This is a genomic window from Pseudomonas sp. GW821-FHT10C09 (assembly GCF_059415465.1).
This window is the reverse complement of record NZ_JBWKNG010000022.1, coordinates 90,060-115,825: the sequence shown is the minus strand read 5'-3', so window position 1 is coordinate 115,825 and position 25,766 is coordinate 90,060. Positions and strand designations below refer to the sequence as shown.

The 25,766-nt window shown below is 60.7% G+C and carries 29 protein-coding genes; 18 read left to right on the top strand and 11 right to left on the bottom strand.

Features of this window, described 5'->3' with window-relative positions; translation table 11 throughout:
• Nucleotides 1-45 precede the first annotated feature (45 nt).
• Nucleotides 46-315, bottom strand: coding sequence for a hypothetical protein (locus AC07N8_RS22380; protein WP_027925793.1), 270 nt, complete (start codon nucleotides 313-315; stop codon nucleotides 46-48).
• 397 nt (nucleotides 316-712) lie between these two features.
• On the opposite strand from AC07N8_RS22380, the gene msuE reads away from it, so the two are divergent.
• The 4 genes from msuE to AC07N8_RS22360 all read left to right on the top strand — a co-directional run bounded on the left by msuE (nucleotide 713) and on the right by AC07N8_RS22360 (nucleotide 4,858).
• Nucleotides 713-1,276: an FMN reductase gene (gene msuE / locus AC07N8_RS22375; protein ID WP_483841199.1), complete on the top strand. Its 564-nt coding sequence runs from the start codon at nucleotides 713-715 to the stop codon at nucleotides 1,274-1,276.
• Nucleotides 1,277-1,286: 10 nt separating this feature from the next.
• Nucleotides 1,287-2,432 carry an FMNH2-dependent alkanesulfonate monooxygenase gene (gene ssuD, locus AC07N8_RS22370; RefSeq protein ID WP_483841200.1) on the top strand — a complete coding sequence of 382 codons (1,146 nt, stop codon included), beginning with the start codon at nucleotides 1,287-1,289 and terminating at the stop codon, nucleotides 2,430-2,432.
• 95 nt (nucleotides 2,433-2,527) lie between these two features.
• On the top strand, nucleotides 2,528-3,730 hold the full coding sequence (locus AC07N8_RS22365) for an acyl-CoA dehydrogenase family protein (protein WP_483841201.1): 1,203 nt from the start codon (nucleotides 2,528-2,530) through the stop codon (nucleotides 3,728-3,730).
• A 24-nt stretch (nucleotides 3,731-3,754) separates the two neighbouring features.
• Entirely contained in the window at nucleotides 3,755-4,858 is a 1,104-nt protein-coding gene (locus AC07N8_RS22360; RefSeq protein WP_493145878.1) for a sigma-54 interaction domain-containing protein, read from the top strand.
• On the opposite strand, the gene AC07N8_RS22355 is transcribed toward AC07N8_RS22360, so the two are convergent.
• Nucleotides 4,855-5,220: an antibiotic biosynthesis monooxygenase gene (locus tag AC07N8_RS22355; protein ID WP_483841203.1), complete on the bottom strand. Its 366-nt coding sequence runs from the start codon at nucleotides 5,218-5,220 to the stop codon at nucleotides 4,855-4,857. The genes AC07N8_RS22360 and AC07N8_RS22355 overlap by 4 nt on opposite strands.
• Before the next feature lie 92 nt (nucleotides 5,221-5,312).
• Here AC07N8_RS22355 and soxR point away from each other — a divergent pair, with 92 nt between their 5' ends.
• Nucleotides 5,313-5,780: a redox-sensitive transcriptional activator SoxR gene (gene soxR / locus AC07N8_RS22350; protein WP_483841204.1), complete on the top strand. Its 468-nt coding sequence runs from the start codon at nucleotides 5,313-5,315 to the stop codon at nucleotides 5,778-5,780.
• A gap of 105 nt (nucleotides 5,781-5,885) precedes the next feature.
• On the opposite strand, the gene AC07N8_RS22345 is transcribed toward soxR, so the two are convergent.
• The 3 genes from AC07N8_RS22345 to AC07N8_RS22335 form a co-directional block, all read right to left on the bottom strand.
• Nucleotides 5,886-6,656 (bottom strand): MetQ/NlpA family ABC transporter substrate-binding protein, encoded by a 771-nt coding sequence (locus AC07N8_RS22345; RefSeq protein WP_123432571.1) that lies wholly within the window; start codon nucleotides 6,654-6,656, stop codon nucleotides 5,886-5,888.
• Between the two features lie 74 nt (nucleotides 6,657-6,730).
• On the bottom strand, nucleotides 6,731-7,396 hold the full coding sequence (locus tag AC07N8_RS22340) for a methionine ABC transporter permease (RefSeq protein ID WP_123432572.1): 666 nt from the start codon (nucleotides 7,394-7,396) through the stop codon (nucleotides 6,731-6,733).
• A 3-nt stretch (nucleotides 7,397-7,399) separates the two neighbouring features.
• The gene (locus AC07N8_RS22335) at nucleotides 7,400-8,614 is read right to left on the bottom strand and encodes an SfnB family sulfur acquisition oxidoreductase (protein WP_493145877.1); all 1,215 of its coding nucleotides are present in this window, start codon (nucleotides 8,612-8,614) and stop codon (nucleotides 7,400-7,402) included.
• 263 nt (nucleotides 8,615-8,877) lie between these two features.
• Between AC07N8_RS22335 and AC07N8_RS22330 the strand changes: the two genes are divergently transcribed.
• The 9 genes from AC07N8_RS22330 to AC07N8_RS22290 all read left to right on the top strand — a co-directional run bounded on the left by AC07N8_RS22330 (nucleotide 8,878) and on the right by AC07N8_RS22290 (nucleotide 15,749).
• Nucleotides 8,878-9,336 (top strand): VOC family protein, encoded by a 459-nt coding sequence (locus tag AC07N8_RS22330; RefSeq protein ID WP_310269213.1) that lies wholly within the window; start codon nucleotides 8,878-8,880, stop codon nucleotides 9,334-9,336.
• A gap of 305 nt (nucleotides 9,337-9,641) precedes the next feature.
• On the top strand, nucleotides 9,642-10,820 hold the full coding sequence (locus tag AC07N8_RS22325) for a PepSY-associated TM helix domain-containing protein (RefSeq protein WP_493145876.1): 1,179 nt from the start codon (nucleotides 9,642-9,644) through the stop codon (nucleotides 10,818-10,820).
• A complete protein-coding gene (locus AC07N8_RS22320; RefSeq protein WP_493145875.1) occupies nucleotides 10,817-11,359 on the top strand; it encodes a PA2404 family protein in 543 nt (180 codons plus the stop codon). Before AC07N8_RS22325 ends, AC07N8_RS22320 begins: the two co-directional genes overlap by 4 nt.
• Complete coding sequence (locus AC07N8_RS22315; protein WP_493145874.1) at nucleotides 11,356-11,685, top strand: hypothetical protein; 330 nt, start codon at nucleotides 11,356-11,358, stop codon at nucleotides 11,683-11,685. Before AC07N8_RS22320 ends, AC07N8_RS22315 begins: the two co-directional genes overlap by 4 nt.
• Nucleotides 11,682-12,254, top strand: coding sequence for a DUF6162 family protein (locus tag AC07N8_RS22310; protein ID WP_493145873.1), 573 nt, complete (start codon nucleotides 11,682-11,684; stop codon nucleotides 12,252-12,254). Before AC07N8_RS22315 ends, AC07N8_RS22310 begins: the two co-directional genes overlap by 4 nt.
• A gap of 35 nt (nucleotides 12,255-12,289) precedes the next feature.
• A complete protein-coding gene (locus AC07N8_RS22305) occupies nucleotides 12,290-13,207 on the top strand; it encodes a metal ABC transporter substrate-binding protein (RefSeq protein ID WP_493145872.1) in 918 nt (305 codons plus the stop codon).
• Nucleotides 13,204-13,947, top strand: a complete 744-nt coding sequence (locus AC07N8_RS22300) for a metal ABC transporter ATP-binding protein (RefSeq protein WP_493145871.1) — start codon at nucleotides 13,204-13,206, stop codon at nucleotides 13,945-13,947. The genes AC07N8_RS22305 and AC07N8_RS22300 overlap by 4 nt, the downstream gene beginning before the upstream one ends.
• Nucleotides 13,947-14,846: a metal ABC transporter permease gene (locus AC07N8_RS22295; RefSeq protein WP_007943275.1), complete on the top strand. Its 900-nt coding sequence runs from the start codon at nucleotides 13,947-13,949 to the stop codon at nucleotides 14,844-14,846. Before AC07N8_RS22300 ends, AC07N8_RS22295 begins: the two co-directional genes overlap by 1 nt.
• The gene (locus AC07N8_RS22290; protein ID WP_493145870.1) at nucleotides 14,847-15,749 is read left to right on the top strand and encodes a metal ABC transporter substrate-binding protein; all 903 of its coding nucleotides are present in this window, start codon (nucleotides 14,847-14,849) and stop codon (nucleotides 15,747-15,749) included.
• Between the two features lie 184 nt (nucleotides 15,750-15,933).
• Here the strand turns inward: AC07N8_RS22290 and AC07N8_RS22285 are convergent, their stop codons facing one another.
• The 5 genes from AC07N8_RS22285 to AC07N8_RS22265 all read right to left on the bottom strand — a co-directional run bounded on the left by AC07N8_RS22285 (nucleotide 15,934) and on the right by AC07N8_RS22265 (nucleotide 20,353).
• Nucleotides 15,934-16,161 carry an MbtH family protein gene (locus AC07N8_RS22285; protein WP_483841215.1) on the bottom strand — a complete coding sequence of 76 codons (228 nt, stop codon included), beginning with the start codon at nucleotides 16,159-16,161 and terminating at the stop codon, nucleotides 15,934-15,936.
• Between the two features lie 82 nt (nucleotides 16,162-16,243).
• Nucleotides 16,244-17,656: an aspartate aminotransferase family protein gene (locus AC07N8_RS22280; protein WP_493145869.1), complete on the bottom strand. Its 1,413-nt coding sequence runs from the start codon at nucleotides 17,654-17,656 to the stop codon at nucleotides 16,244-16,246.
• A gap of 56 nt (nucleotides 17,657-17,712) precedes the next feature.
• On the bottom strand, nucleotides 17,713-18,195 hold the full coding sequence (locus tag AC07N8_RS22275; protein ID WP_483841217.1) for a GNAT family N-acetyltransferase: 483 nt from the start codon (nucleotides 18,193-18,195) through the stop codon (nucleotides 17,713-17,715).
• A 155-nt stretch (nucleotides 18,196-18,350) separates the two neighbouring features.
• Entirely contained in the window at nucleotides 18,351-19,676 is a 1,326-nt protein-coding gene (locus tag AC07N8_RS22270) for an ATP-binding protein (protein WP_123432585.1), read from the bottom strand.
• The gene (locus AC07N8_RS22265) at nucleotides 19,673-20,353 is read right to left on the bottom strand and encodes a response regulator (protein WP_140671008.1); all 681 of its coding nucleotides are present in this window, start codon (nucleotides 20,351-20,353) and stop codon (nucleotides 19,673-19,675) included. Before AC07N8_RS22265 ends, AC07N8_RS22270 begins: the two co-directional genes overlap by 4 nt.
• Nucleotides 20,354-20,643: 290 nt before the next feature.
• Between AC07N8_RS22265 and AC07N8_RS22260 the strand changes: the two genes are divergently transcribed.
• The 4 genes from AC07N8_RS22260 to dsbG all read left to right on the top strand — a co-directional run bounded on the left by AC07N8_RS22260 (nucleotide 20,644) and on the right by dsbG (nucleotide 24,755).
• Entirely contained in the window at nucleotides 20,644-21,327 is a 684-nt protein-coding gene (locus tag AC07N8_RS22260; RefSeq protein ID WP_493145868.1) for a hypothetical protein, read from the top strand.
• A gap of 82 nt (nucleotides 21,328-21,409) precedes the next feature.
• The gene (gene dsbD / locus AC07N8_RS22255) at nucleotides 21,410-23,143 is read left to right on the top strand and encodes a protein-disulfide reductase DsbD (RefSeq protein ID WP_493145867.1); all 1,734 of its coding nucleotides are present in this window, start codon (nucleotides 21,410-21,412) and stop codon (nucleotides 23,141-23,143) included.
• Nucleotides 23,143-24,009, top strand: a complete 867-nt coding sequence (locus AC07N8_RS22250; protein WP_483841222.1) for a TlpA family protein disulfide reductase — start codon at nucleotides 23,143-23,145, stop codon at nucleotides 24,007-24,009. The genes dsbD and AC07N8_RS22250 overlap by 1 nt, the downstream gene beginning before the upstream one ends.
• Nucleotides 23,985-24,755, top strand: coding sequence for a thiol:disulfide interchange protein DsbG (gene dsbG / locus AC07N8_RS22245; protein WP_493145866.1), 771 nt, complete (start codon nucleotides 23,985-23,987; stop codon nucleotides 24,753-24,755). Before AC07N8_RS22250 ends, dsbG begins: the two co-directional genes overlap by 25 nt.
• A 79-nt stretch (nucleotides 24,756-24,834) precedes the next feature.
• Here the strand turns inward: dsbG and AC07N8_RS22240 are convergent, their stop codons facing one another.
• Nucleotides 24,835-25,647, bottom strand: a complete 813-nt coding sequence (locus AC07N8_RS22240; protein ID WP_493145865.1) for an alpha/beta fold hydrolase — start codon at nucleotides 25,645-25,647, stop codon at nucleotides 24,835-24,837.
• Nucleotides 25,648-25,766 lie beyond the last annotated feature (119 nt).

Here is a 25,766-nt window from a genome sequence, read left to right as displayed (position 1 = left end):
AACCCATGGACAGTTACGTGAAACTTCGAGCGGTACAGTTTTCGATCAGCTTGGACGACCGTGAAGCTGTACAGCACGTTCGGCGTTCATCTCGCCCTGTTTGTCGAAGCTGAACGACTTTTGCGGTTGACCGAGCAAGGCCGCTTTCTTCGCGTGGTATTCCTCGAAGGACAGACCACGACGATTCAAATCCTCTAACGCCAGTTCCTTGGATTCTTCTGCGGTGTACGGCCGCAATTCCGGTGAAACATGACTGGCACAACCGGCAAGCACAGAGACCGCGAGCAGCAGAAAAGTGGCGATTAGAGGTTTCATTTTTGGCGTCCTGCATCTGGGTTCGGGGGAATGAACACAGGCTACTCGCGCGGCTTCACGGGCAGAAATCAACGCTCTCAATAGTGGCTATCGACTTTGGTAAACACTCTCCAGGTCCGCCCACATATATTCCATAAAGATCTATAAATATTTGCTTAATGTCTTTTACGGAATATAAAACAGCCTTTATAACAACGCCATCGCTGCACGAACTGTTGCCGGAACAACTGTTTGCCAGGCAACAGTCATCCAGCAAACAGCGCCGAAAACAGTACAACGTCGGCCAGGAAACATGCTCAGAGCCCCGTAAACAGGGGCCCGAAGGATTGGTACAGCTCTTGCTCAACCCAAGACCTACTCACTGCTCCCCGAGCAACTGTTGAAAAAGGAACTGATCATGTCCCGTGCATTGAAAGTCGTTGCCCTGTCGGGCGGAACCTGGCGCCCGTCTCGCACCCTGGTGCTGACTCAGGCGCTGTTGAGCGAACTGTCGGAGCAATTGCCGATCGAGAGCCGGCTGATCGAACTCGGCGACATCGCTCGCCCCCTCGGTGCGGCACTTTCGCGACAAGAATTGAGCGCCGAGATTGAAGCCGAGTTGCAAGCGATCGAGAACGCCGACCTGCTGATTGTGGCCGCGCCGGTGTATCGCGGCTCCTACCCGGGATTGCTCAAGCACCTGTTCGACCTGATCGACCTCAACGCCCTGATCGACACGCCGGTACTGCTGGCTGCCACCGGTGGCAGCGAACGTCACGCGCTGGTCCTCGATCATCAATTGCGCCCGCTGTTCAGTTTCTTCCAGGCGCTGACCTTGCCGATTGGCGTCTATGCCACCGAAGCCGATTTCTCCAACTACCAAATAACCAGTGAGCCCTTGAAGGCCCGCATTCGTCTTGCTGCAGAACGCGCCGCGCCGTTGTTCGGCGTGCACCCCAAAAATCTGCTGAAAATCGCTTAAGGATTTCTTCATGGATGTTTTCTGGTTCCTGCCCACCCACGGCGACGGCCATTACCTGGGCACCACCCAGGGCGCACGCCCGGTCACGCTCAACTACCTGAAACAAGTGGCTCAGGCCGCGGACAGCCTTGGCTATCACGGCGTGCTGATTCCTACCGGGCGCTCCTGCGAGGACTCTTGGGTGATTGCTTCGGCGTTGGTGCCGCTGACCGAACGCCTGCGTTATCTGGTGGCGATTCGGCCGGGGATCATCTCGCCGACAGTCTCGGCGCGCATGGCTGCGACACTGGATCGTTTGTCCAATGGCCGCTTGCTGATCAACGTGGTCACGGGCGGTGACCCGGATGAAAACCGTGGCGACGGGATCTTCCTCGATCACAGCGAGCGCTACGAAGTCACCGATGAATTCCTGCAGATCTGGCGCCGGGTGCTGCAAGGCGAAGCGGTGGATTTCGCAGGCAAACACCTTCAGGTACAGAACGCCAAGGCGCTTTACCCGCCGGTGCAAAAACCCTACCCGCCGCTGTACTTTGGCGGATCTTCCGAAGCCGCCCATGAATTGGCCGCTGAGCAGGTGGACGTCTACCTGACCTGGGGCGAACCTCCGGCCGCCGTGGCGCAAAAGCTCGCGGATGTGCGTGAGCGTGCGGCGCGAAACGGTCGCACGGTGAAGTTCGGGATTCGCTTGCATGTGATCGTGCGCGAGACCGCCGACGAGGCCTGGAAAGCCGCTGACAAACTCATCGAGCACATCAGCGACGAGACCATCGCCGCTGCACAGAAATCGTTCTCGCGGTTCGACTCCGAAGGCCAGCGACGCATGGCGGCGCTGCATGACGGGCGTCGTGACAACCTGGAAATCGCCCCCAATCTCTGGGCCGGTGTCGGCCTGGTGCGGGGCGGTGCAGGGACCGCGTTGGTCGGTGATCCACAGCAAGTGGCGGCGCGGATCAAGGAGTACGCGGACCTGGGAATCGAGAGTTTCATCTTCTCCGGTTATCCGCACCTTGAAGAGGCTTATCGGTTTGCCGAGTTGGTGTTCCCGTTGTTGCCCGAGCCGTACGCCAGCCTGGCGGGACGCGGCACCACCAACCTGACCGGGCCCTTTGGCGAAATGATTGCCAATGATGTGCTGCCCACCAAAGCCACGGCCTGACGAACAACTCCTCCTTGGGAATGGGCAACTTTGTGGCGAGGGGGCTTGCCCCCTCGCCACAAAAGCCCATCCCACAGGGGATTTGTGTCGAATTTATGAGGAACTCACGCGTGACCGCCAAGCCGCACAGCACCCTGTTATCCCCCTTGCAGACCGCCCGCCAACTGGCCGCCGGGTTTGCCCTGACCGCCGTCGAGCGCGACGAGCGCGGGGGCACGCCCAAGGTTGAACGCGATGCCCTGCGCCACAGTGGCCTGCTGGGTTTGAGCATCCCGGTCCAGTACGGCGGCCTCGGCGCCAGCTGGAGCGAAACCCTGGCCATCGTCCGTGAGTTCGCCAAGGTCGACAGTTCCATCGCCCACGTCTTCGGTTTCCATCACTTGATGCTCGCCACCGTGCGCCTGTTCGCCAGGCCTGAACAATGGCAGCCCTGGTTCGAGCAGACTGCACGCAAGAACTGGTTCTGGGGCAACGCCCTTAACCCGCTGGACACCCGCACGGTGGTGAAAAACCTGAGGGGCTGGCGTGAGTTTTCCGGCAAGAAAAGCTTCTGCTCCGGTGCCAGCGATTCGGAAATGCTGATCGCCTCTGCCGTCGATGAAAGCGCCGGCGGCAAATTGTTGATCGCCGCGATTCCCAGTGGTCGCAGCGGCATCACCCTGCACAACGACTGGAACAACATGGGCCAGCGCCAGACCGACAGCGGCAGCGCCACGTTCGAACGGGTGCGGGTCGAAGAGTCGGAATTGCTGCTCGATCCGGGCCCGTTGAGCACACCGTTCGCCTGCCTGCGGCCGTTGATTGCGCAACTGACGTTCACCCATATGTTCCTCGGCATCGCCGAGGGCGCCTTTGAAGAAGCGCGGCAATACACGCTCACCGAGACCCGGCCGTGGCACAAATCCACGGTTCAGGATGTGCGTCAGGATCCTTATGTCCTCGGCCATTACGGCGAATTCTGGGTCGCTCTCGAAGGTGTTCGACTACTGGTGGAACGCGCCGCCGAACTGCTCGACAAGGCTTGGGCAAAAGGCCCGAACCTCAGCGCCGAAGAACGTGGACATCTGGCCACCGCCATCGCCACCGCGAAAGTCGCCGCCACGCGTAACGGCCTGGAGCTGTGTAGCCGCTTGTTCGAAGTCACCGGCGCGCGCTCGACTCACGCGTCCCTGCGACTCGACCGTCACTGGCGCAACCTGCGCACGCAAACCCTGCACGACCCGGTGGATTACAAACTCCATGAGCTGGGTGACTGGGCGCTGAACCAGGCCTTGCCCGTTCCGACTTTCTATTCCTAGCCTTCTCTTCATGGAGCTAACCCCATGCAACTGCTGACCTTACCGCCCTCGCCCGCGCTGGCGACTTCGATCCGTGCCACCGCGCAAGTGTTCGAAGACCCGAAATCCCAGGCCTTGCTCGCCCATCTGCAACAAGTCGCGCCCAGTGAAGCCAGCGTGCTGATCATTGGTGAAACCGGCACCGGCAAGGAGTTGGTGGCGAGGCACATCCACAACCTCAGCGCCCGGCGCAACCGGCCGTTCGTGGCGGTGAACTGCGGCGCCTTCTCCGAATCGCTGGTCGAGGCCGAGCTGTTCGGCCACGAAAAAGGCGCGTTCACCGGCGCGTTGAGCGCCAAGGCCGGCTGGTTCGAAGAGGCCGATGGCGGCACGTTGTTCCTCGATGAAATCGGTGATCTGCCGATGGCGATTCAGGTCAAGCTGCTGCGCGTGTTGCAGGAGCGCGAAGTGGTGCGGCTCGGTTCGCGTAAAAGCATTCCGATCGACGTGCGCGTGCTGGCCGCGACCAACGTGCAACTGGAAAAAGCCATCAACGCCGGGCATTTTCGCGAAGACCTTTATTACCGCCTCGATGTGGTCAGCCTGGAGCTGAGCCCCTTGCGCGAGCGCCCCGGTGACATCCTGCCGCTGACCCGCCACTTCATCGACGCCTACAGCCGGCGCCTGGGCTACGGCAGCATCACCATCAGCAAAGAAGCCGAACTGAAACTGCGCAGTTACAGTTGGCCGGGCAACATCCGCGAACTGGAAAACGTCATCCACCACACGTTGCTGATCTGCCGCAACGGCGTGATCGAACGCGATGACCTGCGCCTGTCCAACATGCGCATCGAGCGCCAGGACGACTATCACTCCAGTGTCGACGATTCACCGGAAGCCCTGCTGGATCGAGCCTTTCAAAAGCTCTTCGCAGAACAGGCCGGCGCACTGCATGAAAAAGTCGAAGACGCCTTGTTGCGCGCCGCCTATCGCTTCTGCCATTACAACCAGGTGCACACCGCTGCCCTGCTGGGCCTAAGCCGGAACGTGACGCGCACGCGGCTGATCAAGATCGGCGAATTGGCCGTGAACAAACGCCGGGTAATGGAGAATGTCCAGGGCGAGCGGGTGATGCAGTTGTCGATTTAACCCACCAGGCGGCAGTGCAGCGCGTTGTCGTGGCTGAGCGCCAGGCTGTGCAGCACCTGGAACGAGCCGAACGTCACGGTCTTCGCCTGATGGGCACGGATCAGTTGCCAGAAATCCTGTTCGCCGCTTTCAAAACTGCGAAAGGCCGCCTCTCCCGCCGCGCGGGTTTGCCATTGCAGGTAGTTGAGCACCCGCCGGCCGTCGTCGCTGGCCTGGATGCTGGCACTCAGAAAACCACTGAAATCCCGCGCCAGACGCTCGGTCTGCCGGGACAACGCCGTCACCAGCGCAGGTTGCTGATGCGGCTCGATCTCGAACTCGATCAGTTGGGTGAAGCTGCGATTGTTCTCTGACGATTGCATGAATAGTCCCCTCACGTGCCAGGCGGATCTTGCGATCCGAAGGCCTGCAGGGTAAAACCTCGAGTTAACTAGAGGTCAAGCAGGATTTTTAAATGATCACCCCGGACAATCTGCACAAGGAACTCACCGTCGGCCAATTGGCCGCCCGCAGCGGCGTGGCGGTCACGGCGCTGCACTTTTATGAATCCAAGGGGCTGATCAAAAGCACGCGAAATCAGGGCAACCAGCGGCGCTATCCACGGGAAGTGTTGCGGCGGGTGGCGCTGATCAAAGTCGCGCAACGCCTGGGGATTCCGTTGGCGGAGATCGGTGAGGCGCTGAAATCGCTGCCGGATAACCGCGCACCGACGGCGGCGGACTGGAAGGTGCTGTCGGCGCAATGGAGCCGGGACCTGGATGAGCGGATCAATCAGCTGACGTTGCTGCGCGACAAACTGAATGGCTGCATCGGGTGTGGGTGTTTGTCGATGGAGGCATGTCCGTTGCGCAACTTTGGTGATGTGCTGGGGGAACAGGGGCCGGGGGCGCAGCTGCTGGAATCTGGGCCAGGCCAGAAATAGCGTCGCGGCCTTCGCGAGCAGGCTCGCTCCCACAGGAGACCGCGTTCTCCGGTCAACTGTGGGAGCGAGTCTGCTCGCGATGGCGTCCTTACATTCAATGAAGATCTAGAACCCTGGCGCAATCTGCCCCTTGTACCGGGTCAGGATGAACTGCCGAACCTCATCCGAATTCAACGCCTTGGCCAGTTTCTGCAAGCCCGGGTCATTGATGTTGTCCGGCCGCGCCACCAGAAACTCGATGTACAAACTCTTGCCCTTCTCGACAATCAGCGCGCTGTTGGTGTCGATCCCCGCTTCCAGCGCGTAGTTGGCAAAGACAAACGCCAGGTCGACCTGACTCACCGAACGCGCCAGCAATGCGCCCTCCAGCTCACGAATCTTCAGGTGTTTGGGGTTGTCGATAATGTCCCGCTGCGTGGCCAGGGTGTTGCTCGGGTCCTTGAGTTTGATCAGCCCGGCTTCGTGCAACAGCACCAGCGCACGACCGGTGTTCACCGGGTCGTTGGGGATCGACACGGTGGCGCCATCCTTCAGCTCGGCAATGTTTTTGATCTTGGTCGAGTAGGCGCCGAACGGTTCAATGTGCACGCCGACCACCGGCACCAGATCGGTGTGGCGGGTCTTGTTGTAATCATCGAGAAACGGCCGGTACTGGTAATAGTTGGCATCGAGGTTCTTCAACGCCAACTGCTGATTGGGCTGGATGAAATCGGTGAAGACCTTGATGTCCAGGTCCACGCCTTCCTTGGCCAGGGTCGGTTTGACGAATTCGAGGATTTCCGCGTGCGGGACCGGAGTGGCGCCGACGGTGAGTTTTTCGTTGGCGTGAACGCTCAACGACACTAAGGCAGCCAGAATGGCCAGGGTCTTTTTCATGTTGCGCTCCTAGGCAGATTGAGTGGCCGTCGTGGGGTGGACGTGGGGCCTGATTGCTTTCTTTTGGATAAAACTTATCGTCGGCTGTAGCGCGCCACCAATCGGTCGCCGGTCATTTGCAGGGCCTGGACCAGGATCAACAACAGCACCACAGTGACCACCATGACGTCGGTCTGAAAACGCTGGTAGCCGTAACGGATCGCCAGGTCACCCAGTCCTCCGCCGCCGATCACGCCGGCCATCGCCGTGTAATCGACCAGCACAATCGCGGTCACCGTGACCGCCGCCAACAACCCTCCCCGCGCCTCGGGCAACAAGGTGTGGCGGATGATCTGCCACGTATTCGCGCCCATGGCCTGGGTCGCTTCCACAACCCCGCGATCCACCTCGCGCAAAGCGGTTTCCACCAGCCGTGCAAAGAACGGCGTGCAACCGACCACCAGCGGTGGAATGGTCCCAGGCACCCCCAGCGAAGTGCCGACCAGCAGCGTGGTCAGGGGAATCAGCACGATCAGCAAAATGATGAACGGCAACGACCGCAGCATGTTGACGATCACCGACAGCACCCGGTAAACGCCGACCGCTTCATGCAACTGGCGCTTGCCGGTGAGGAACAGCACCACGCCCAACGGCAGACCCAACAACACGGTGAAGCCCAGTGCAGCGCCGAGCATGCTCAGGGTGTCGAGGCAAGCTTGGGCGATGTCCGCCCAATAGATATGTTTCAGCAACTCGGCCATCAATCACGACCAGTCATGGCGTGGCGGTTTCACGCCGTTGAGCAGCCAGTTGCCGACCACGTGGTATTTCCAGCGCACCGGGTCGTGCAGGGTATGAACCCGGGCGTTGCGCCAATGGCGGTCGAAGTTGTGCTTCTTCAGGGTCGAGCGGGTGCCGCCGAGTTCGAAGAGTTTGTTGCTGGCTTCGATGGCAATTTCAGTAGTCAGCACTTTGGCCTTGGCCACCGCGAGGGAAGCCTGGGCGACGTTATCTTCATCGGGTGCCGGACGCGCCGCATCCAGCGCTCGCCCTGCCCGTTCCAGCAAGGCTTCGGCGGCTTCCAGGCGAATCTCCAGGCCACCGACCTGGATGATGGTCAGTGGATCTTCACTGGCCTTTTCCACACCCGCATCGATCCACGGCCGAGCGAACTGCCGGACGAAGGCGATGGTGTCGCGCAGTGCCGCACGGGCGATGCCGGCGTCGATGGCCGCGGTAGTCAATTGTGCAAACGGGCCGGCCAGCGTCGGGGTTTCATAGGAACGGTAGGTCGGGAACAGATTGAATGCGCTGACGTGCAAATCCTCGGCGAGCACGGTGCCGCTGGACGTGGTGCGCTGACCGATGCTGTCCCAGTCGTCGACGATCACCAGCCCTTGGGTTCCACGCTGGACGAAGGCCAATTGACCCTTCTGCTCTTCGTCCAGCGCCAGCACCGCCAGCCAGTGGGCGTACAGCGAACCGGTGCAATAACCCTTGCGCCCGTTGATCACATGGCCGTCGCCATAACGGCGGATCGTCGCCTGAATGTCCTGGACGTTTTTGCCGCCGGTTTCCGACAAGGCATTGGCAAAGCGATGGCCCTGCAGTGCCAACTCGAAGAAGTGCGCCTGTTGCTCGGGCGTGCCTTGCAGGCGGATATATTCCAGCAGGCAATAGTGGTTTTGCGGAATCTGCCCCAGCGACGGATCGGCGGCGGAAATGATCGCGATGACCTGCGCCAGCACCGCATAGGACACCTGTGCGCCACCAAACTCGCGAGGCACGCTGATGCCCCATAAACCACTGTTGGAATACAGATCGACAACATCGGCGGGGACCTGGCGCGTGCGGTCGCGCTCAGCGTCCTGCTCCAGCAATACAGCGGCGACACGCTCGGCGACACGCAGGGCTTCGGCTTCGTCGGCGATCCGATGGGCGGCCGGCGGGTTGATCGGATAAACGGCAGATTCAGGCATGTGACGGTCTCGACAACAGTGTTTAACAGAGCTATTGCAGCTTCTGTGCCGAGGTTCATCACCCATGATTTCGTGGGTTTGACGGGTGTTTTTCAGCGTTTCTGATGATGCAGCCGAGCAATCTGCTGCTGCGCTGTTGATGGCTGAACAGTGAGGCTGCTCGTCGGGTCCCCGGCTGCCAACACGACGCTGACCTATATTTAATCGGCCGGAAATCGGCGCAGGAGACTTTCCACCCACAACAACAAACAGGGAGATTCATCATGAGCGTCAAACCCATTCCAGAGGGTTATCACAGCATCACCCCGTATCTGGGCATTCAAAAAGCAGCCGAAGCGATCGAGTTCTACAAGAAGGCTTTTGGCGCCATCGAAGTCATGCGCCTGGCCATGCCTGATGGCGGCATCGGTCACGCCGAACTGAGGATCGGCGACTGCCCGATCATGCTCGGCACGCCGTGCGATCAGGGACCGTTGAGCAACCCGGACAAGTCGCCGTCAGTGGGCCTGCATCTGTATGTGACGGATGTGGACAAGTCCTACAAACAGGCGATTGATGCGGGCGGCACGGTGGTGTCCGAGGTCAAGGATCAGTTTTACGGCGACCGCTCCGGGACGTTGAAGGATCCGTATGGGCATTTGTGGTTTTTGGCTACGCGCAAGGAAGACCTGACTCAGGCGCAGATTGAGCAGCGGGCGAAGGAGATGTTTCAACAAGGTTGAGATTTTCAGTGCCTGACCGGCCCTCTTCGCGAGCAGGCTCGCTCCCACAGGTACAGCGGTGATCTTGTGGGAGCGAGCCTGCTCGCGAAGGGGCCATCCCCAGCACCTCAAATCCGCTCCTGTAATGACTAACCGCCAATAAGAAACATTTACTTTCATCTCCCCCTTCGGGATTTCTGTTCCTCATCCGTCTTATAGAGATGCAGTCGGCGTGCGCAGGCAACAGCCACCGCCGGCCTTTTCATGGACCTCATCGCTGGGAAGCCCGCAGCAGAGGTTCTCTCATCGATACAAGACCTTTAATCATGTCGAAGAAATCCCGTTCCAAACTCTGGTTTCTGGTCCACAGCTGGCTGGCATTGCCGATCTGGTTTTTCGTGCTGATTGTCTGCGTCACCGGCACATTGGCGGTGATCAGTCAGGAAATCGTCTGGCTGGCCAACCCGCAAATGCGCGCCAGCCAGCCGTCGAACGATGCGCCGTTGCTCAGTTATGACCAGATCATAGCGGCGATCAAAAAGGCCGAGCCGGACACGCTGGTCGAATCCATCAGCCGCCCCGATGAATCCCACTTCGCCCTCGATGTCAGCGTCAGCTACCCCGACGGCCGCTCGGTGACCGTGTACGTCAACCCGTACAGCGGCGTCATTCAGGGCACCGCCCCGGCCTTCGATTTCAAGGCGTTTACCCGCGCGCTGCACGGCTGGTGGCTGGTGCCGTTCACCAATGGCTACAGCTGGGGCTGGTACCTGGTGTCCTTCTTGAGCCTGCCGTTGCTGGCCTCGTTGGTCACTGGGCTGGTGGTCTACAAAAAATTCTGGAAAGGCTTCTTCCGACCGACCCTGCGCATTCGTCATGGCGCACGGATTTTCTGGGGCGACTTTCATCGCCTCAGCGGTATCTGGTCGATCTGGTTCATTGCGGTGATTTCTGTCACCAGCACCTGGTTCCTGATTCAGGCGTTCATGTTCGATAACCAGATCTCGATTTCCACCGCGCCGGTGGCCCTGGTGGTGCCGCGTGAAAGTGTGCCGGTGACCACAGATGGCTCGCCCGCACCGACGATCAGTCTCGAAACCGCGATTGCCCAGGCCAAGGAACGCATTCCCGGCCTCGAAGACAGCTTCGTCAGCCTGCCCGCCAATGCCTACAGCTACCTCTCGGTGGGGGGACGCAGTTGGTATCCGCTGATGTACCAGACGGCCGACATCAACCCCTACACCGGCGACGTCGCTGCCACACGCCTGCTGTCGGACCGCACCGGCCTGGAGCTGGTGACCGAGTCCATGCGCCCCTTGCACACCGGTGATTTCGGCGGGATCTGGATCAAGCTGATCTGGTTTTTCTTCGGTTTGATCCTGAGCATGATGGTCCTCAGCGGCCTGCTGATCTGGACCAAACGCACCGCCCTCGCCACCGCCAACGCCCTCAAGCGCAGCCACAAACAGCCACGGGTGCAAGCCGCGACGGAGGTCAGCCAATGAACGCACACGTCAAGCAAACACCGGACTCGATGTTGCGCCGCTTCTGGCTGAAATGGCGCTTCCACATCAACGTTCTGCTGTTGTTGGTGCCGCTGGGGTTCATGCCCAAATACTTCGCTGACGCGGCACTGTTTCGCGGCGATACCGGGCTGGGTGAGCGAGAGATCGGAGAAGTCCAGGTCGGTCCGTGGAGCCTGCGTCTGGCCGAGTTGCGCAACGAAGCCCCCACATTGGACGGACCGGCCGGCCACATGAAGAACTTCACCGCCGCGCTGTGCGACAGCTGCCGCGATCAGGTCAAGGCGACTTACTTGCGCATCGGCAAACCGCGCAGCCTGCGGGCCGCCGGGGTGATTTTCTTCGGCACGCCACACCGCATGGCCGCCATGGTGCCGATCCCGGAAAAGACCAAGGCTGACACCGAGCTGTGGATCACCATGGAAGGCTGGGACGGCGCAATGCACCAGGCCGCCCTGCCCCTGAGCCAGGCATCGCCGGCCACCGTCGCGTGGCTGAACCAACAAGGAGGCAAACCATGATTCGCGTTTTTCGCCCACTCCAAACCGTGTTGCTGGTGCTCTGCGCCGGATTCAGTGCCAGCGCGCTGGCGCACAACCCGATGTGCGAATGCAAAGCCGTCGATGCCGAACAGATCAAATGCACCGGCGGGTTCTCCGACGGCAGTGGGGCGCCGGGCGTGACCCTGGACGTGATCGGCTACGACGAAACCATTCTGGTGCCGGGCAAGCTCGGCGCCGATTCCACGTTGACCTTCAAGAAACCCGGCGCGGAGTTTTATGTGCTGTTCGACGCCGGTCCCGGCCACGTCGTCGAAATCGACCAAGCGGACATCGAATCACCATGAGTACGCCTACCACACACGTTGTGCGCCCGGCTGGTGCCGGCCACGAAACCCTTTATGTGCTGCTGTTGTGCCTGATGATTCTGGCGGTGGCCGGTTCGGTGGTTGCCTGGCGCCACGAGTCCCAGGCCGTAAGCAGCGTCGGCAGCCATCAACTGGATGCCCGCCGCGACTTGAGTGCGTCCGAGCAAGGGATCTACGCCGACCTGCGGGTGACGCTGGACGAGATTCACTTGCTGCAACAGGAACAGCAAACCCTGCCAACACCTGAAGCCCTCGCCGAGGAAGGATTTGCACCGTTCGCCCAGGACGCCAGCTCTGTCAGCCGTGGCGCCCATGCCTGGCAATTGCTCGACGCCAAGGCTTACTTCGGCCAGAGCCAGACACCCGCCGTGGCCGGTTCGTTTTTGATGCGCCTGACTGCTGGCACCGAGGCGCCGGACATCTGGCTCAACCGCGCCGCCGACCTAAAAGCCCCGACCGACCTGACGGACGCAGCCCTCGAAAGCGCCGGCTGGCAATTGATCGTCGCGCAATTCGATGCCGGCGTGACCCGCCAGCACCGGCACTGACCCCTCGCCTTCATCCGAGAGAAGACCGCTTTCCCATGCCTATTTCATCTTTCCTGCGCCTGCTATCGGTCGGCTTGCTGGCTTGCCTGCTGACTCCTCTGACCCATGCCGACGACGCCAAACGCCTGCGCATCGGCATCACCCTGCACCCTTATTACAGCTACGTTGCCAACATCGTCGGCGACAATGCCGATGTGGTGCCGCTGATTCCGGCCGGTTTCAATCCGCATGCCTACGAACCCCGCGCCGAGGACATCAAGCGCATCAGCGGGCTGGACGTGATCGTGCTCAATGGCGTCGGTCATGACGACTTCGCCGACCGCATGATCGCTGCCAGCGAAACCCCGAACATCCCGGTGATCGAAGCCAACGAAAACGTGCCGCTGCTGGCCGCTACCGGCGTCGCCGCACGCGGTGCCGGCAAGGTGGTCAACCCGCACACGTTCCTGTCGATCAGTGCCTCGATTGCCCAGGTCAACAACATCGCCCGGGAACTGGGCAAGCTTGATCCGGCCAACGCCAAGACCTACACGCAAAACGCCCGCGCCTACGGCAAACGTCTGCGGCAGATGCGCGCCGACGCCCTGGCGAAGCTGACCCAGGCCCCCAACGCCGAACTGCGCGTGGCCACGGTTCATGCGGCTTACGATTACCTGCTGCGCGAATTCGGCCTGGAAGTGACTGCGGTGGTCGAACCCGCCCATGGCATCGAACCGAGCCCGAGCCAGTTGAAAAAAACCATCGACCAACTGCGCGAACTGGACGTGAAAGTGATTTTCTCGGAGATGGATTTTCCCTCCACCTACGTCGATACCATCCAGCGTGAATCCGGGGTGAAGCTGTACCCGCTGTCGCACATTTCCTATGGCGAATACACCGCTGACAAGTACGAAAAGGAAATGACCGGTAACCTCAACACCGTGGTCCGGGCGATACAGGAGTCGGGCCAATGACCGCACAAGAAAACCTCGCTGTCCAAAGCACCGGCCCGACCCTGGATTTCGCCGATGTCAGCCTGACGCTCGGGCGCACAACGATCCTCGACAACGTGACCTTTCAGGTCGCGCCCGGCAGCGTGCACGCGCTGGTCGGTCCCAACGGTGGAGGCAAGAGTTCGCTGATCAAGACCCTGCTCGGGCAGATGCCGCATCAGGGCCGCCTGAGCCTGCAATGGCCGGGCGAACCCGGGACCATCGGCTATGTGCCGCAAGCGCTGGAGTTTGATCGCGGCCTGCCCATGACCGTCGACGATTTCATGGCCGCCATGTGCCAGCGCCGTCCGGCGTTTCTCGGGTTGAGCAAGCACTACGCTGCCGCGATTGGCGAGGCGCTGGAACGGGTCGGCATGCAGGACAAACGCAAACGACGCATGGGGGCGTTGTCCGGTGGTGAGCGTCAACGGGTGCTGCTGGCGCAAGGGCTGATCCCGGCACCGCAACTGCTGGTGCTCGACGAACCGATGTCGGCGCTGGACGAAGCCGGTATCCAGGTGTTCGAACGGCTGCTCGGCGACTGGCGCCAAAGCGGCATCACCGTGCTGTGGATCGAGCACGATCTGGAGGCCGTCGGGCGTCTGGCAGATCGCGTCACCGGGCTCAATCGCCGGGTGTTATTCGATGCCACGCCGAGACAGGCGCTGACCCCGGAACGTCTGCTGACCCTGTTCTCCACCCATCCACGGAGCGCTGCCTGATGAGCTATGAAGCCTTTCGCTTGATGATTCAGGGCTGGGCGTCTTCGGGGTATCTGCCCGAGGCGCTGGCCTACGGATTTGTGGTCAACGCGTTGCTCGCCGGCCTGTTGATCGGCCCGGTGCTCGGTGGTTTGGGTACGCTGGTGGTGGTCAAGCGCTTCGCGTTTTTCTCCGAAGCGGTGGGTCACGCGGCACTGACCGGCGTGGCCATCGGCATCCTGCTCGGCGAACCCTACACCGGGCCTTACGGCAGCCTGTTTGGTTACTGCCTGCTGTTCGGCATTTTGCTCAACTACCTGCGCAACCGCACCGGTCTGGCGCCGGATACCTTGATCGGTGTGTTCCTGTCGGTGTCGCTGGCATTGGGCGCGAGCCTGCTGCTGATTCTGGCGGGCAAGATCAACGTGCACATTCTGGAAAACGTGCTGTTCGGTTCGGTGTTGACCGTCAACGGCAACGACCTGGCGGTCCTGGCCATCGTCGGTTCGCTGGTCATGGCGCTGGCCTTGCCGCTGTACAACCGCATCATGCTGGCCAGTTTCAACCCGCAATTGGCGGCGGTGCGCGGGGTGGCGGTGAAGACCCTGGATTACCTGTTTGTGATTCTGGTGACACTGATCACCGTCGCCGCGGTGAAGGTCATCGGCGCGATTCTGGTCGGCGCGCTGTTGGTGATACCGGCAGCCGCCGCGCGCTTGCTCAGCCAATCGCTGAAGGGCTTTTTCTGGTGCTCGGTGCTGATCGCCACGGTCAGCACGCTGTGCGGGATTCTGGCGCCGATTGTCTTTGATCTGCCGATCCCGTCCGGTGCCGCGATCATTCTGGTGGCCGGTATCGCCTTCGCCCTGTCCGCCATTGCGCGCGGAGTCGTCCCAAGCCTCAAAGGGAATCTCGGATAAATGTCTTTTTCTCTGCGTCAACTGACCCTGGCCGTTGCGTTGTGTGGGCTGGCCAATACAACTTTAGCGGCAGAAAACGCCAAACCGCTGCACGTGCTGGCGTCCTTGCCGATCACTTATGGCTTGGGCGAAGTGCTGCTCAAGGGCACCCAAATCAACCTTGAACGTGCCGCACCGGCGAACCTGCCCGGCAGCCGTCAGACTGCGTATTTCACCGGCCGTGGCGCCCCGGCGCTGGCCAAACTGGCGACCGACGCCGATGCGGTGATCGGCCTGCGTTCGCTGTGGGCGGATGATCCGCTGTATCCGATCTCCCGCCGCAGCAACATTCGCATCGTTGAAGTCGATGCGGCGCGCCCGGTGGACGGCGCCCTGCCCGGCATCGCCGTGCAGCCGGGCAACAAGGTCGAGGGTTTGAACAGTCAGCCGTGGTTGTCCAGCAACAACATGGGGCGGATGGCGGACGTGATGGCCGCTGATCTGGTACGCCTGGCGCCAGAAGCCAAGCCTGCAATCGAGGCTAACCTGGCGGCGCTGAAACAGCGTTTGCTCAAGTTCAGCGCCGACAGCGAAGCGCGGCTGGCCAGTGCTGACAATCTCAGTGTGATGAGCCTCAGCGATCACTTCGGCTATCTGATTGGCGGGCTCAATCTGGAGCTGATCGGGATTGACGCGCGCCCGGATGCCGAGTGGACGCCTGAAGCGCTCAAGCAATTGGGCGCGACGCTGAAGGACAATGAGGTGGCGGTGGTGTTGCATCATCGGCAGCCTTCGGACGCGGTGAAAGCGGCGATTGCCGAGGCCGGTAGCCGGTTGGTGGTGTTGAGCGTGGATGCGGCGGATCCGGTGGCCGAACTGGAAGGGAATGTGGATTTGGTGATCAAGGGGTTGAACGGCGCTTAAGTCAGTTGGACCGCGTTATCGTTCTTCGCGAGCAGGCTCGCTCCCACACTGGATCTGCGGCATCACACAAATCCCCTGTGGGAGCGAGCCTGCTCGCGAAGACAGCCTCACAAACGCCACAAACTCCGGACATGAAAAAGCCCGCTGACCTTCTCGGTTCAGCGGGCTTTTTTCGCACGCTCAATCAGTGAGTCACTGCCGCCTGCTCTTCCATCTTGCGACGCAAACTCAGCGGACGCATGTCCGTCCAGGTTTCTTCGATGTATGCCAGGCATTCCTTCTTCAAACCGCTCTTGCCCACGGTGCGCCAGCCTTCCGGCACGGCTTTGTAGTCAGGCCAGATCGAGTATTGCTCTTCGTGGTTGACCACGACCTGAAAGAGGATGTCCTCGCGGTCGAATACTGAAGTCATGGGCGTTTCTCCATCGCTGTAGGGTGGGCTGCGCGGCGTGCGCAGCCGTTATGTAGAAAGAACGTTCAGGGCGCCAAGAAATTTAGAGACTGGCGGTAGCCGCGGCCATGGCCCGGCCGAAAATCCCGGCGACTTGATCGATTTCAGCCGCCGTGATCACCAGCGGCGGCAGGAAGCGTACGACACCGCCATGACGGCCACCCAGTTCGAGAATCAACCCGCGCTTGAGGCATTCGCGCTGCACCAGTGGCGCCAGTGCAGCAAATATCGGCGGATGGCCCTGAGCGTCCGGCGCTCCGTTCGGGTCGACCAGTTCGACGCCGAGCATCAAGCCGCGACCACGGATGTCACCCATCTGCGGGAAGTCCCGCTGCAGGATGCGCAGGTGTTCGCTCAAGCGCTCGCCCATCGCGGCCGCGTGCTCGCACACCTTGTGTTCGACCAGATAACGCATCACCGCAGAACCGGCGGCCATGGCCATCTGATTGCCACGGAAGGTCCCGGCGTGTGCGCCCGGCAGCCAGGTGTCGAGCCAGTCGCGGTAAACCACCACTGCCAGCGGCAAGCTGCCGCCGATGGCTTTGGACATCACCACCACGTCCGGAATGATCCCGGCGTGCTCGAAGGCAAACATCTTGCCGGTGCGGGCGAAACCGCTCTGGATTTCATCGACGATCAGCGCCACGCCAGCCTTTTCGGTGATGCGACGCACACCGCGCAACCAATCGAGATCCGCCGGAATCACGCCGCCTTCGCCCTGCACCACTTCCACAATCACCGCCGCCGGCAATTGCACGCCGGCCTCGGGATCATTCAGCAGGTTTTCCAGGTAGCTCAGATTGACCTGCACGCCCTGCGCCCCACCGAGGCCGAACGGGCAACGGTAATCGTACGGATACGGCATGAACTGCACGCCGCTGCTGAGCAAGGCACCCAATGGCTTTTTCGGTCCCAGACTGCCCATCAGGCTCAATGCGCCCTGGCTCATGCCGTGATAACCGCCCTGGAACGACAACACGGTGCTGCGTCCGGTGGCGGTGCGCACCAGTTTCAGCGCGGCTTCCACCGCATCGGTACCAGTCGGGCCGCAGAACTGGATTTTCGCCTCGGCGGCCAGTGCAGGCGGCAGCAGGCCAAACAGGTCCTGCACAAACTGGTCCTTGACCGGCGTGGTCAAGTCGAGGGTGTGCAGCGGCAGCCCATCGCTCAGCACTTGCTGGATCGCTTCGATCACCACCGGATGGTTGTGCCCCAGTGCCAGCGTCCCGGCACCGGCCAGACAGTCGATGAAATGGCGACCTTCGACGTCCTCGACATAAATGCCCTTGGCACGTTTCAGCGCCAGGGGAATGCGCCGCGGGTAGCTGCGGGCATTGGATTCCTGCTGGTTTTGACGGGCCAGCAGCGGCGATTCATTGAACTGGTACAGCGTTTCGGCAGGCATCGGGACAATCCGGGCCGGCTGATCTTCGATAAGGCTGGTAGCGACTGACATTTCTCGACCCCTCAATAAGGTTTCCTGTTCTGGAAACGCATCAGGGGCTCAAGGATTTAGACCGTCGACAACGCTTTGTGCATGGGAACCGCCTGAAGCCCCGCCACCGCGAAGGTTTCAGCGCAGGCCTGGTAACCGAGATGCCGATAGAAGGCCTCGCCGGTTCGGGTGCTGTTGAGTCGTGCCAAGTGCACGCCGTGATCGATCAACCAGCCTTCAAGGTCGCGCACCAGCGTCTGCCCGACACCTCGGCGGAACCATTCCGGCTGCACGTAACAGAACGCGACCCTGCCGCTGATGGCGGCCATCGCGACGCCGACCGGTTTGTCGTGCAACAGGGCGATGTTGAGGTACAACCGTTGGTCAGTCAGCCAGGGCTGGACGTGTTCGATGGTTTTGTTCTGGACCCAGGTGGCGACGGTTCGCGGGTCATTGCGGTGATCCAGCACGCACCCAACCCGAATGGAGCGCTCGACGATGCGGCTGATGATGCCCGCGTCGGCGGAGGTTGCCTTGCAGATATGAACCGATGCTTCCATGGCGCTGTTACCTCAATCCATTGAGAAAAAGCTGCCGGGGACGATAGCGCTCCGGGGCGCGGGTGACTAATGGAGAAACATTACATTTGGTGTGCAACACAAGCCCCCCTGTGGGAGCGAGCAAGCTCGCTCCCACAGGGGTTGGGGGGTGTTGGTTAGATTGTTTGCAGGGGCATGGTCAGCTCAACCCGCAACCCATCCGGTCGGCTGTCGAACCGCAACGTGCAGCCGCAGCGCTGGACAATCGCCTGAACAATCGCCAGCCCCAAGCCGCAACCGGTGCTCTGGCCATTGCGCCAGAAGCGCTGGGTCAGGTGTTGCAGATCGTCTTCGGCAATCCCCGGCCCATGGTCGCGCACCAGAAAACGCGCACGATTGCCGGTGGTTTCCAGGCTCAATTCCACGGCGCCATCGCCAGGGGTATGACGCAAGGCGTTGTCCAACAGGTTGCGCAATGCGGCAATCGACAACACGGCGGGCATTTGCACCGGCGCACTGGAGAACGTGTTCGGCATCTGCAGCTTGATGCGTTGCCGATCCCCGCTGGCGGCGTCCTGAATGGCCAGTTTCGCCACTTGTTCAGCGCTGCACTGAACGCCGTCATCGAATGACAGGCTGCCCTCGACCCGCGCCAGCAACAGCAGTTGTTCAAGGGTCCGGTGCATGCGGTCGGCGCCCTCTTCAGCCCGGGCCAGGGATTGATCCCGCGCCGCGCCGTCGGTCATGCGTGCCACTTGCAGGTGAGTCTTGATCGCGGTCAGGGGGCTGCGCAGTTCGTGCGCCGCATCGCCGGTCAGACGTCGTTCACGTTCAATGGTCTTGCCGATGCGCTGGAACAGCTGATTCTGCGTGTCCAGCAGCGGTTGCAGCTCGCTGGGCAACGGCTGGATCTGCAACGGCTCGAGGGAATCGGCGCTGCGCCGCATCAGCGCATCGCGCATCCGGTTGAGCGGCGCCAGCCCTTGGCCGATGCCCAGCCACAACAGGCACAGACAGCCGAGCAACGCCACACCCACCGGCACTGAGGCGGCCAGCAGGATCGACATGTTCAGCGCCTCGCGCTCGATTTGCCGGTCGGCGGTGGTGATGCGCAGATCGCCGCGCGCCAGGGTGAAGCTGCGCCACGGCGCGCCGTCGATCATTTGGTCGTGAAAGCCCATTTTCTCGGCTTCCAGGGTTTGCTGCGGATCGGTGTGGCTGCGGGCGAGGATTTCGCCGCGCAACGAACTGACCTGACAGGCCATGCCGCCGGGGATATTCAACTGTTCAGCGCTGAAATGGGTGCCCTCGCCCTTGGTCGGCAACGCGGGCAATTGTTCCATCAGGCCGGCGACCATGCGCGCTGAAGCCACCAGCCGCTGGTCGAGGGAAAACATCATTTGATTACGCAGGTCGCTGAGCATCCAGGCCGCCGCCAGCGCCCAGATCAAGGCAAACGCGGCGCCGAGGGTCAGGCTCAGGCGCAAACGCAGGCTCATCACTTCGAGGATTCTCCGCCATCAGCCGGCCCCAGGCGATAGCCCAGGCCGCGCACGGTTTCGACGATGCCGTTACCGAGTTTACGCCGCAGGTGATGGATGTGAACGTTGAGGGCGTTGCTTTCCAGTTCGTCGTTGAAACCGTAGACGCTGTCCTTGAGTTGCTCGGTGGAGAGCACGCGCCCGCGGTTATGCAGCAAGGCTTGCAGCAACGCCTGCTCGCGACGCGACAAGTCCACCGGTTGACCGCCGAGCAGGGTTTCGCGGCTGCTGGGGTCGTAGGTCAGCGCACCGTGTTCGATCAGGTTGACACTGCGCCCCGCCACCCGGCGCAGCAACGTGTGCAGACGCGCAGCCAGTTCGCGCAGATCGAACGGTTTGAGCAGGTAGTCATCAGCACCGGCTTGCAAGCCATCGACCCGGTCCGTCACTGAATCGCGCGCGGTGAGAATCAGCACCGGAATCTCCAGACCGTTATGACGCAGTTGCTGCAACAGCTTCAGGCCATCTTCGTCGGGAAGGCCGAGGTCGAGCACCATGACGTCGAATTCAGCGACCTTGAGCATCGCGCGCGCAGACGACGCGGTGGCGACGTGCTCGACCGTCAGGCCCTGTGCGGTAAGCCCGGCAACAATGCCGCTGGCGATCAGCTCATCGTCTTCACAAACCAGTACGTGCATGGGCGCTCCCAGGAGTAAAAACGCGAGTCAAACAGGCGAGGATTAAGGCGCAATTATGGCAAGAGCGGTGGCTGACGAACAGTATCGATTTCTCTCATCCACTTCCTTGAACGTACTCTTAATATTGCTTAGTTGCAAAGCGAAACAAACGACCCCAAAAAAACATACTGATAAATGCACGCAAAACGATAAGCTTCATTCCGCAGCACAACTTAAATAACCGAAACTTAAACAACGAAGACATCTATTGAGAAACCAAAAGTCTTCCACCCACTGAAAGGAATCAGTATATGCCCCAACTAAAAAATTTTGTCGCCATTGACTGGCGCTCTGGAAAAGATGGTATTCACTTCTTCTTCAAAGATATCAATAAATACTCCAGGTACAGCAACGAGGACGAAAAAATCCCAGAGGGATACCCAAGTGCCATATCGCAAGGCAATTGGGGCGACTTCCATTCTCATGCCAAAAATCTGCGATTCGGCTTCACCACAACCAGCTTGTCCTATGATATCGGTGGCGCTGACTTGGATGCCTCCTGGTTATTCTTCTATGTGGGCGACATACCCACTGTCTGTCGATATGATCAAGACGCCGATACCGTCAGTTATATCAAACCGGTTAAAGATTCTATATGGGCACCGCTGCTTCCTTATTTCGACCGTATCGTGGCAGGTACATGGTGGGACGTCACCGGGAAAAAGTTCATATTCAAGTTCATCATGAATGACGGCAATCACCTTTCTTTTGATTACGCCAAAAGCCAGATCAGCATTACTTACTGGCCAGGACTGGAACGTTATACCAATCGAATTATTACAGGCGTACAAAAAGACCGAACTTTTGCCGACAACTATTTCTACGTTTTCCTGACGAACAATCAATACCTGATCTACAACCTGCAACTCAATCGATTGCAATCCGGCCCTCACGCAGTCAATGACAGGACGTGGCCGGGCTTGCAGCGCGGCTGAAGATTCACCGGCGTGCGGTTAATCATCGGTTAATCGCCGCCTCCCATTGTGAAACTCACTTGCACAGGGATAAGGCTTACCCATGCGTCGTCTGTTTTTATTTTTTGTCCTCTTGATCTCGGGTATGGCCCAGGCAGGGAGCAATCCGTTCGATACCAAACCTGAATTCCTGCCGGTGGAAAAGGCGTTTGTCTTCACCTCCGAACGCCTTGAATCCGGTGAAACCCAGCTCTATTGGCAGATCACCGACGGCTATTACCTTTACCAAAAACGCCTGAAATTCGATGGTTTGCCTGCTGATCAGCATCCCGTCTTGCCGGAAGGCGAAGCGCACAGTGACGAGTTCTTTGGCGAGCAACAGGTTTACCGCCAGGGTCTGGAACTGAAGATCCCGGCCGGTGCTACCGGGCAGGTCAAGGTGGGCTTCCAGGGTTGCGCCGATGCTGGTTTGTGTTATCCGCCGCAGACCCAGGTCGTGGATCTGGGCGGTGTCGCGCCGATTACCGCAAACGAAGCACCGGATCAGGCCTTGGCCAGCGACCTGCAACAACGGGCGCTGGGCTGGAGCTTGCTGGTGTTTTTCGGTTTGGGCCTGTTGCTGGCATTCACGCCTTGCTCATTGCCGATGCTGCCGATTTTGGCCGGTTTGATCGTGGGCAGCGGCGCCACCTCCAAACGTGGGTTTGCCCTGGCGGGCAGCTACGTAGTGAGCATGGCGTTGGTGTACGCAGCGATGGGCGTGTTAGCCGCGCTGCTCGGCGCTAACCTGCAGGCGCTGTTGCAAAACCCGTGGCTGCTGGGCGGTTTCGCGGCGGTATTTGTACTGCTGGCGTTGCCGATGTTCGGTTTCTTCGAACTGCAACTGCCGGTGGCGGTTCGCGACCGCCTGGAAAACGTATCGCGCAATCAGCGTGGCGGCAGCCTGGTCGGCGCCGGTGCGTTGGGCGCTTTGTCCGGTTTGCTGGTAGGACCGTGCATGACCGCGCCGTTGGCCGGCGCCCTGCTCTACATCGCGCAAAGCGGTAACGCGCTGCATGGCGGGCTGATTCTGTTTGCCATGGGCATCGGCATCGGTGTGCCGCTGCTGTTGCTGGTGACCATCGGTAACCGCTTCCTGCCCAAACCCGGTGCCTGGATGAACCTGCTCAAAGGCATCTTCGGTTTCCTGTTCCTCGCCACCGCGTTGCTGATGTTGCGTCCGGTGCTGAATGAGTCGCTGTGGATCGGTTTGTGCGGCGCACTGTTGCTGGTAGCGGCTTACAGCGCCTGGCGCCAGTCCAGTGGTTTTGGTCGAACGGCGCACGTGTTCGGTGCCGGTTCATTGCTCCTCGGATTGTGGGGCAGCCTGTTGATGATCGGCGCCGCCGGTGGCAGTGACGATTTGTTTCAGCCGCTGCAGGTCTACCGCGGTTCAACCACGGCCAGTGCCGGTGCACCGGTCGGCCACGAGGCCTTCACCACGATCAAAGACCCGCAAGCGTTGCAACGGGAACTGGATGCGGCGCAAGCGCAGGGCCAATGGGTGCTGCTCGATTACTACGCCGACTGGTGCACCTCGTGCAAAGTCATGGAAAAACAGGTCTTCGGCAAAGCCAAGGTGATGGACGCGTTGAGCGATGTGCGCTTGCTCCGGCTGGACGTCACCGCCGACAATGCCGCCAGCCGCGAACTGCTCGGCCGTTATAAAGTGCCGGGGCCACCGAGTTTCCTGTGGATCGGCGCCGACGGCGAAGAGCGTCGCAGCCAGCGCATCACCGGCGAGGTCGATGCCGACACCTTCCTGCAACGCTGGACCACTACCCGAGACGCCCGTTAATGCTGACCTTTACCCTCGGCACCTTTGCCATCGCGCTTAACCATCTGCTGCTGATCAGTGCCTTGGCACTGGCGACGTTTGTCGGCTGGCGGGTGGCCAAACGGGGTGGCGAGAACCCCGAGTCGGTGCTGTTCAGCCTGTTCCTGATGGGCATGCTGGCGGCCCGGATCAGTTTTGTGGCGGTTTACTGGATGCACTATCGCAACGATCCATGGCAAATCATCGACCTGCGCGACGGTGGTTTTCTGGCCTGGCCGGGGGTGATTGTGCTGCTGTTGGCCACGTTATATCGCGGCTGGCGTCGGCCGGGATTGCGCCGTCCTCTGGGATTCGGCGTGGGCAGCGGCCTGGCGTTCTGGCTGCTGGCGACCGTCTCCCTGAGCATTTACGAGCAAGGCACGCGCCTGCCGGAAATCAGCCTGCGCAATGCCGCCGGTGAAACCGTGCAACTGGCCGATTACAAGGGTGGTCCGCTGGTGATCAACCTCTGGGCCACCTGGTGTCCGCCGTGTCGTCGGGAAATGCCGGTACTGGAAAACGCCCAGCAACATCGCCCGGACCTGACGTTCCTGTTCGTCAATCAGGCCGAAAGCATGCAAAGCGTCGCCACCTTTCTCGAAACCCAGGGCTTGAGCCTGACCAACGTGCTGTTCGATGGCGGCGGTCGTCTGGGGCAGGCCGTGGGTTCCATGGCTTTGCCGACTACGCTGTTCTATAGCAATGACGGTCGCCTGTTGGGCAGCCACCTGGGCGAACTCTCGGAAGCCAGCCTGGCCCGCGCCCTGGAAAACTTCGACAGCCCTTCTTCTGCCGCACCGTCCACTTCTCCAAGGAAACTGCCATGCCCCGCCTCCGCCACCTGCTGACGCTGACCCTGGGCGCCGCCCTGCTGCACCTGCCGTCGGTGCAGGCCGCCGAAGAACTGCCTGAAGCAATCAAGAAGATTGAAGCCAAGGGTGCGAAAATCGTCGGCCAGTTCGATGCACCGGATGGCTTGCGCGGTTATGCCGCGCAATACCAGAACCGTGGCATGGCGCTGTACCTGACCCCGGATGGCAAACACGTGTTGCTGGGTAACCTCTACGATGCCGACGGTAATGACCTGTCCACGGCGCCGTTGCAGAAACTGGTCTACGCGCCAATGTCCAAGGAAGTCTGGGGCAAGATGGAAGCCAGTAACTGGATCGGCGACGGTAAAAAGGATGCCCCGCGTGTCGTGTACCTGTTCAGCGATCCGAACTGCCCTTACTGCAATGTGTTCTGGGAGCAGGCGCGGCCGTGGGTGAAGGCTGGCAAAGTACAGCTGAGGCACATCATGGTCGGGATCATTCGCGAAGACAGCCCGGGCAAATCGGCGGCATTGCTGGCGGCCAAGGACCCGAGCAAAGCGCTGGAAGAACACGAAAAGGCTGGCAAGGAGAGTTCGCTCAAGGCGCTGAAGGAAGTGCCGCCGGCGATTCAGCTGAAACTGGCGGCGAACATGCAATTGATGGAAGACCTGGAGCTGCAGGCGACTCCGGCGATTTTCTATATGGATGACAAGGGTGAACTGCAACAGCAGCAGGGCGCACCTTCGCCGGACAAGTTGGCGAAGATTTTGGGACCTAAGTAGGCCTTACCGGCCCCTTCGTCGGAACGCCGCCCGGAGCCGGCTCCGGGCGGCGTTCCGACGATGAGGCCAGTAGAATCAACTAATTTACCTCGGCTAAAAACTTCAGCAGCGCCTCAGTGACAAATCCGGGATTCTCCAGGCTGGAGATATGCCCCGCCTCCGGCACCAGCACAGACGGGCACCCGATCAGTTCAGCCATTTCCTTCGCTTCCGACGGCGGCCGCGGCTTGTCCTGATCGCCACACATCACCAGCGTGGTTTCAGGATTCAACGCCCCCAGACGCGGCAACAGATCATCACGCGCAAAGGTAATCCGCCCCATCGGCACCACGCTTTCACGCAGGCGCTGCGGCGGCAGTGCAGCCAGCTTCGCGCGAAATTCCTGATACAGCGCCGACTGCGGGTCAATACCCGGACGGAAGAAAATCGGCACCACGATGTCGAGCAACGGCGCCGAGATCACACCGGTGTCTTCAATCTGTTTGAACAACGAGAAATAGTATTGGCGAGTCGGTTCCGGTTCGACCCCGAGGTAGGTGTCCAGCAGCACCAGACCGTTGATTCGCTGCGGTGCAGACAGCGCCAGCCGCGCGCCCCACATGCCACCGACCGACAAGCCGACCAGCGTGACGCGATCGATGTCCAGATGATCGAGCAACGCCAAGGCCTGACGCGCAATGTCGTCCAGCGATTGCGTGCCGGCGGGCAGCGGCCCGGATTCGCCGTGGCCCCACAGGTCCAGAGCGATGACCCGGTAGTGCGGTGACAGGGCGGCGATCTGCGGGGCCCACATGGCCTGGTCCCACAGGTAACTGCCGGCCAGCAGGACCGCCGGGCCGGTGCCTTGATCCAGGTAATGGAGGGCTTGACCCTCAATCGTTGCGAAGGGCATTGACGGGTTCCTTGGTGAAAACTGGAGCGGGGAGACTGTGCTGCGGTGGCCCCATAGTCAACAGTTGGAGTGTCTGTACCGGCCCCATCGCGAGCAAGCTCGCTCCCACAGGTAATTGC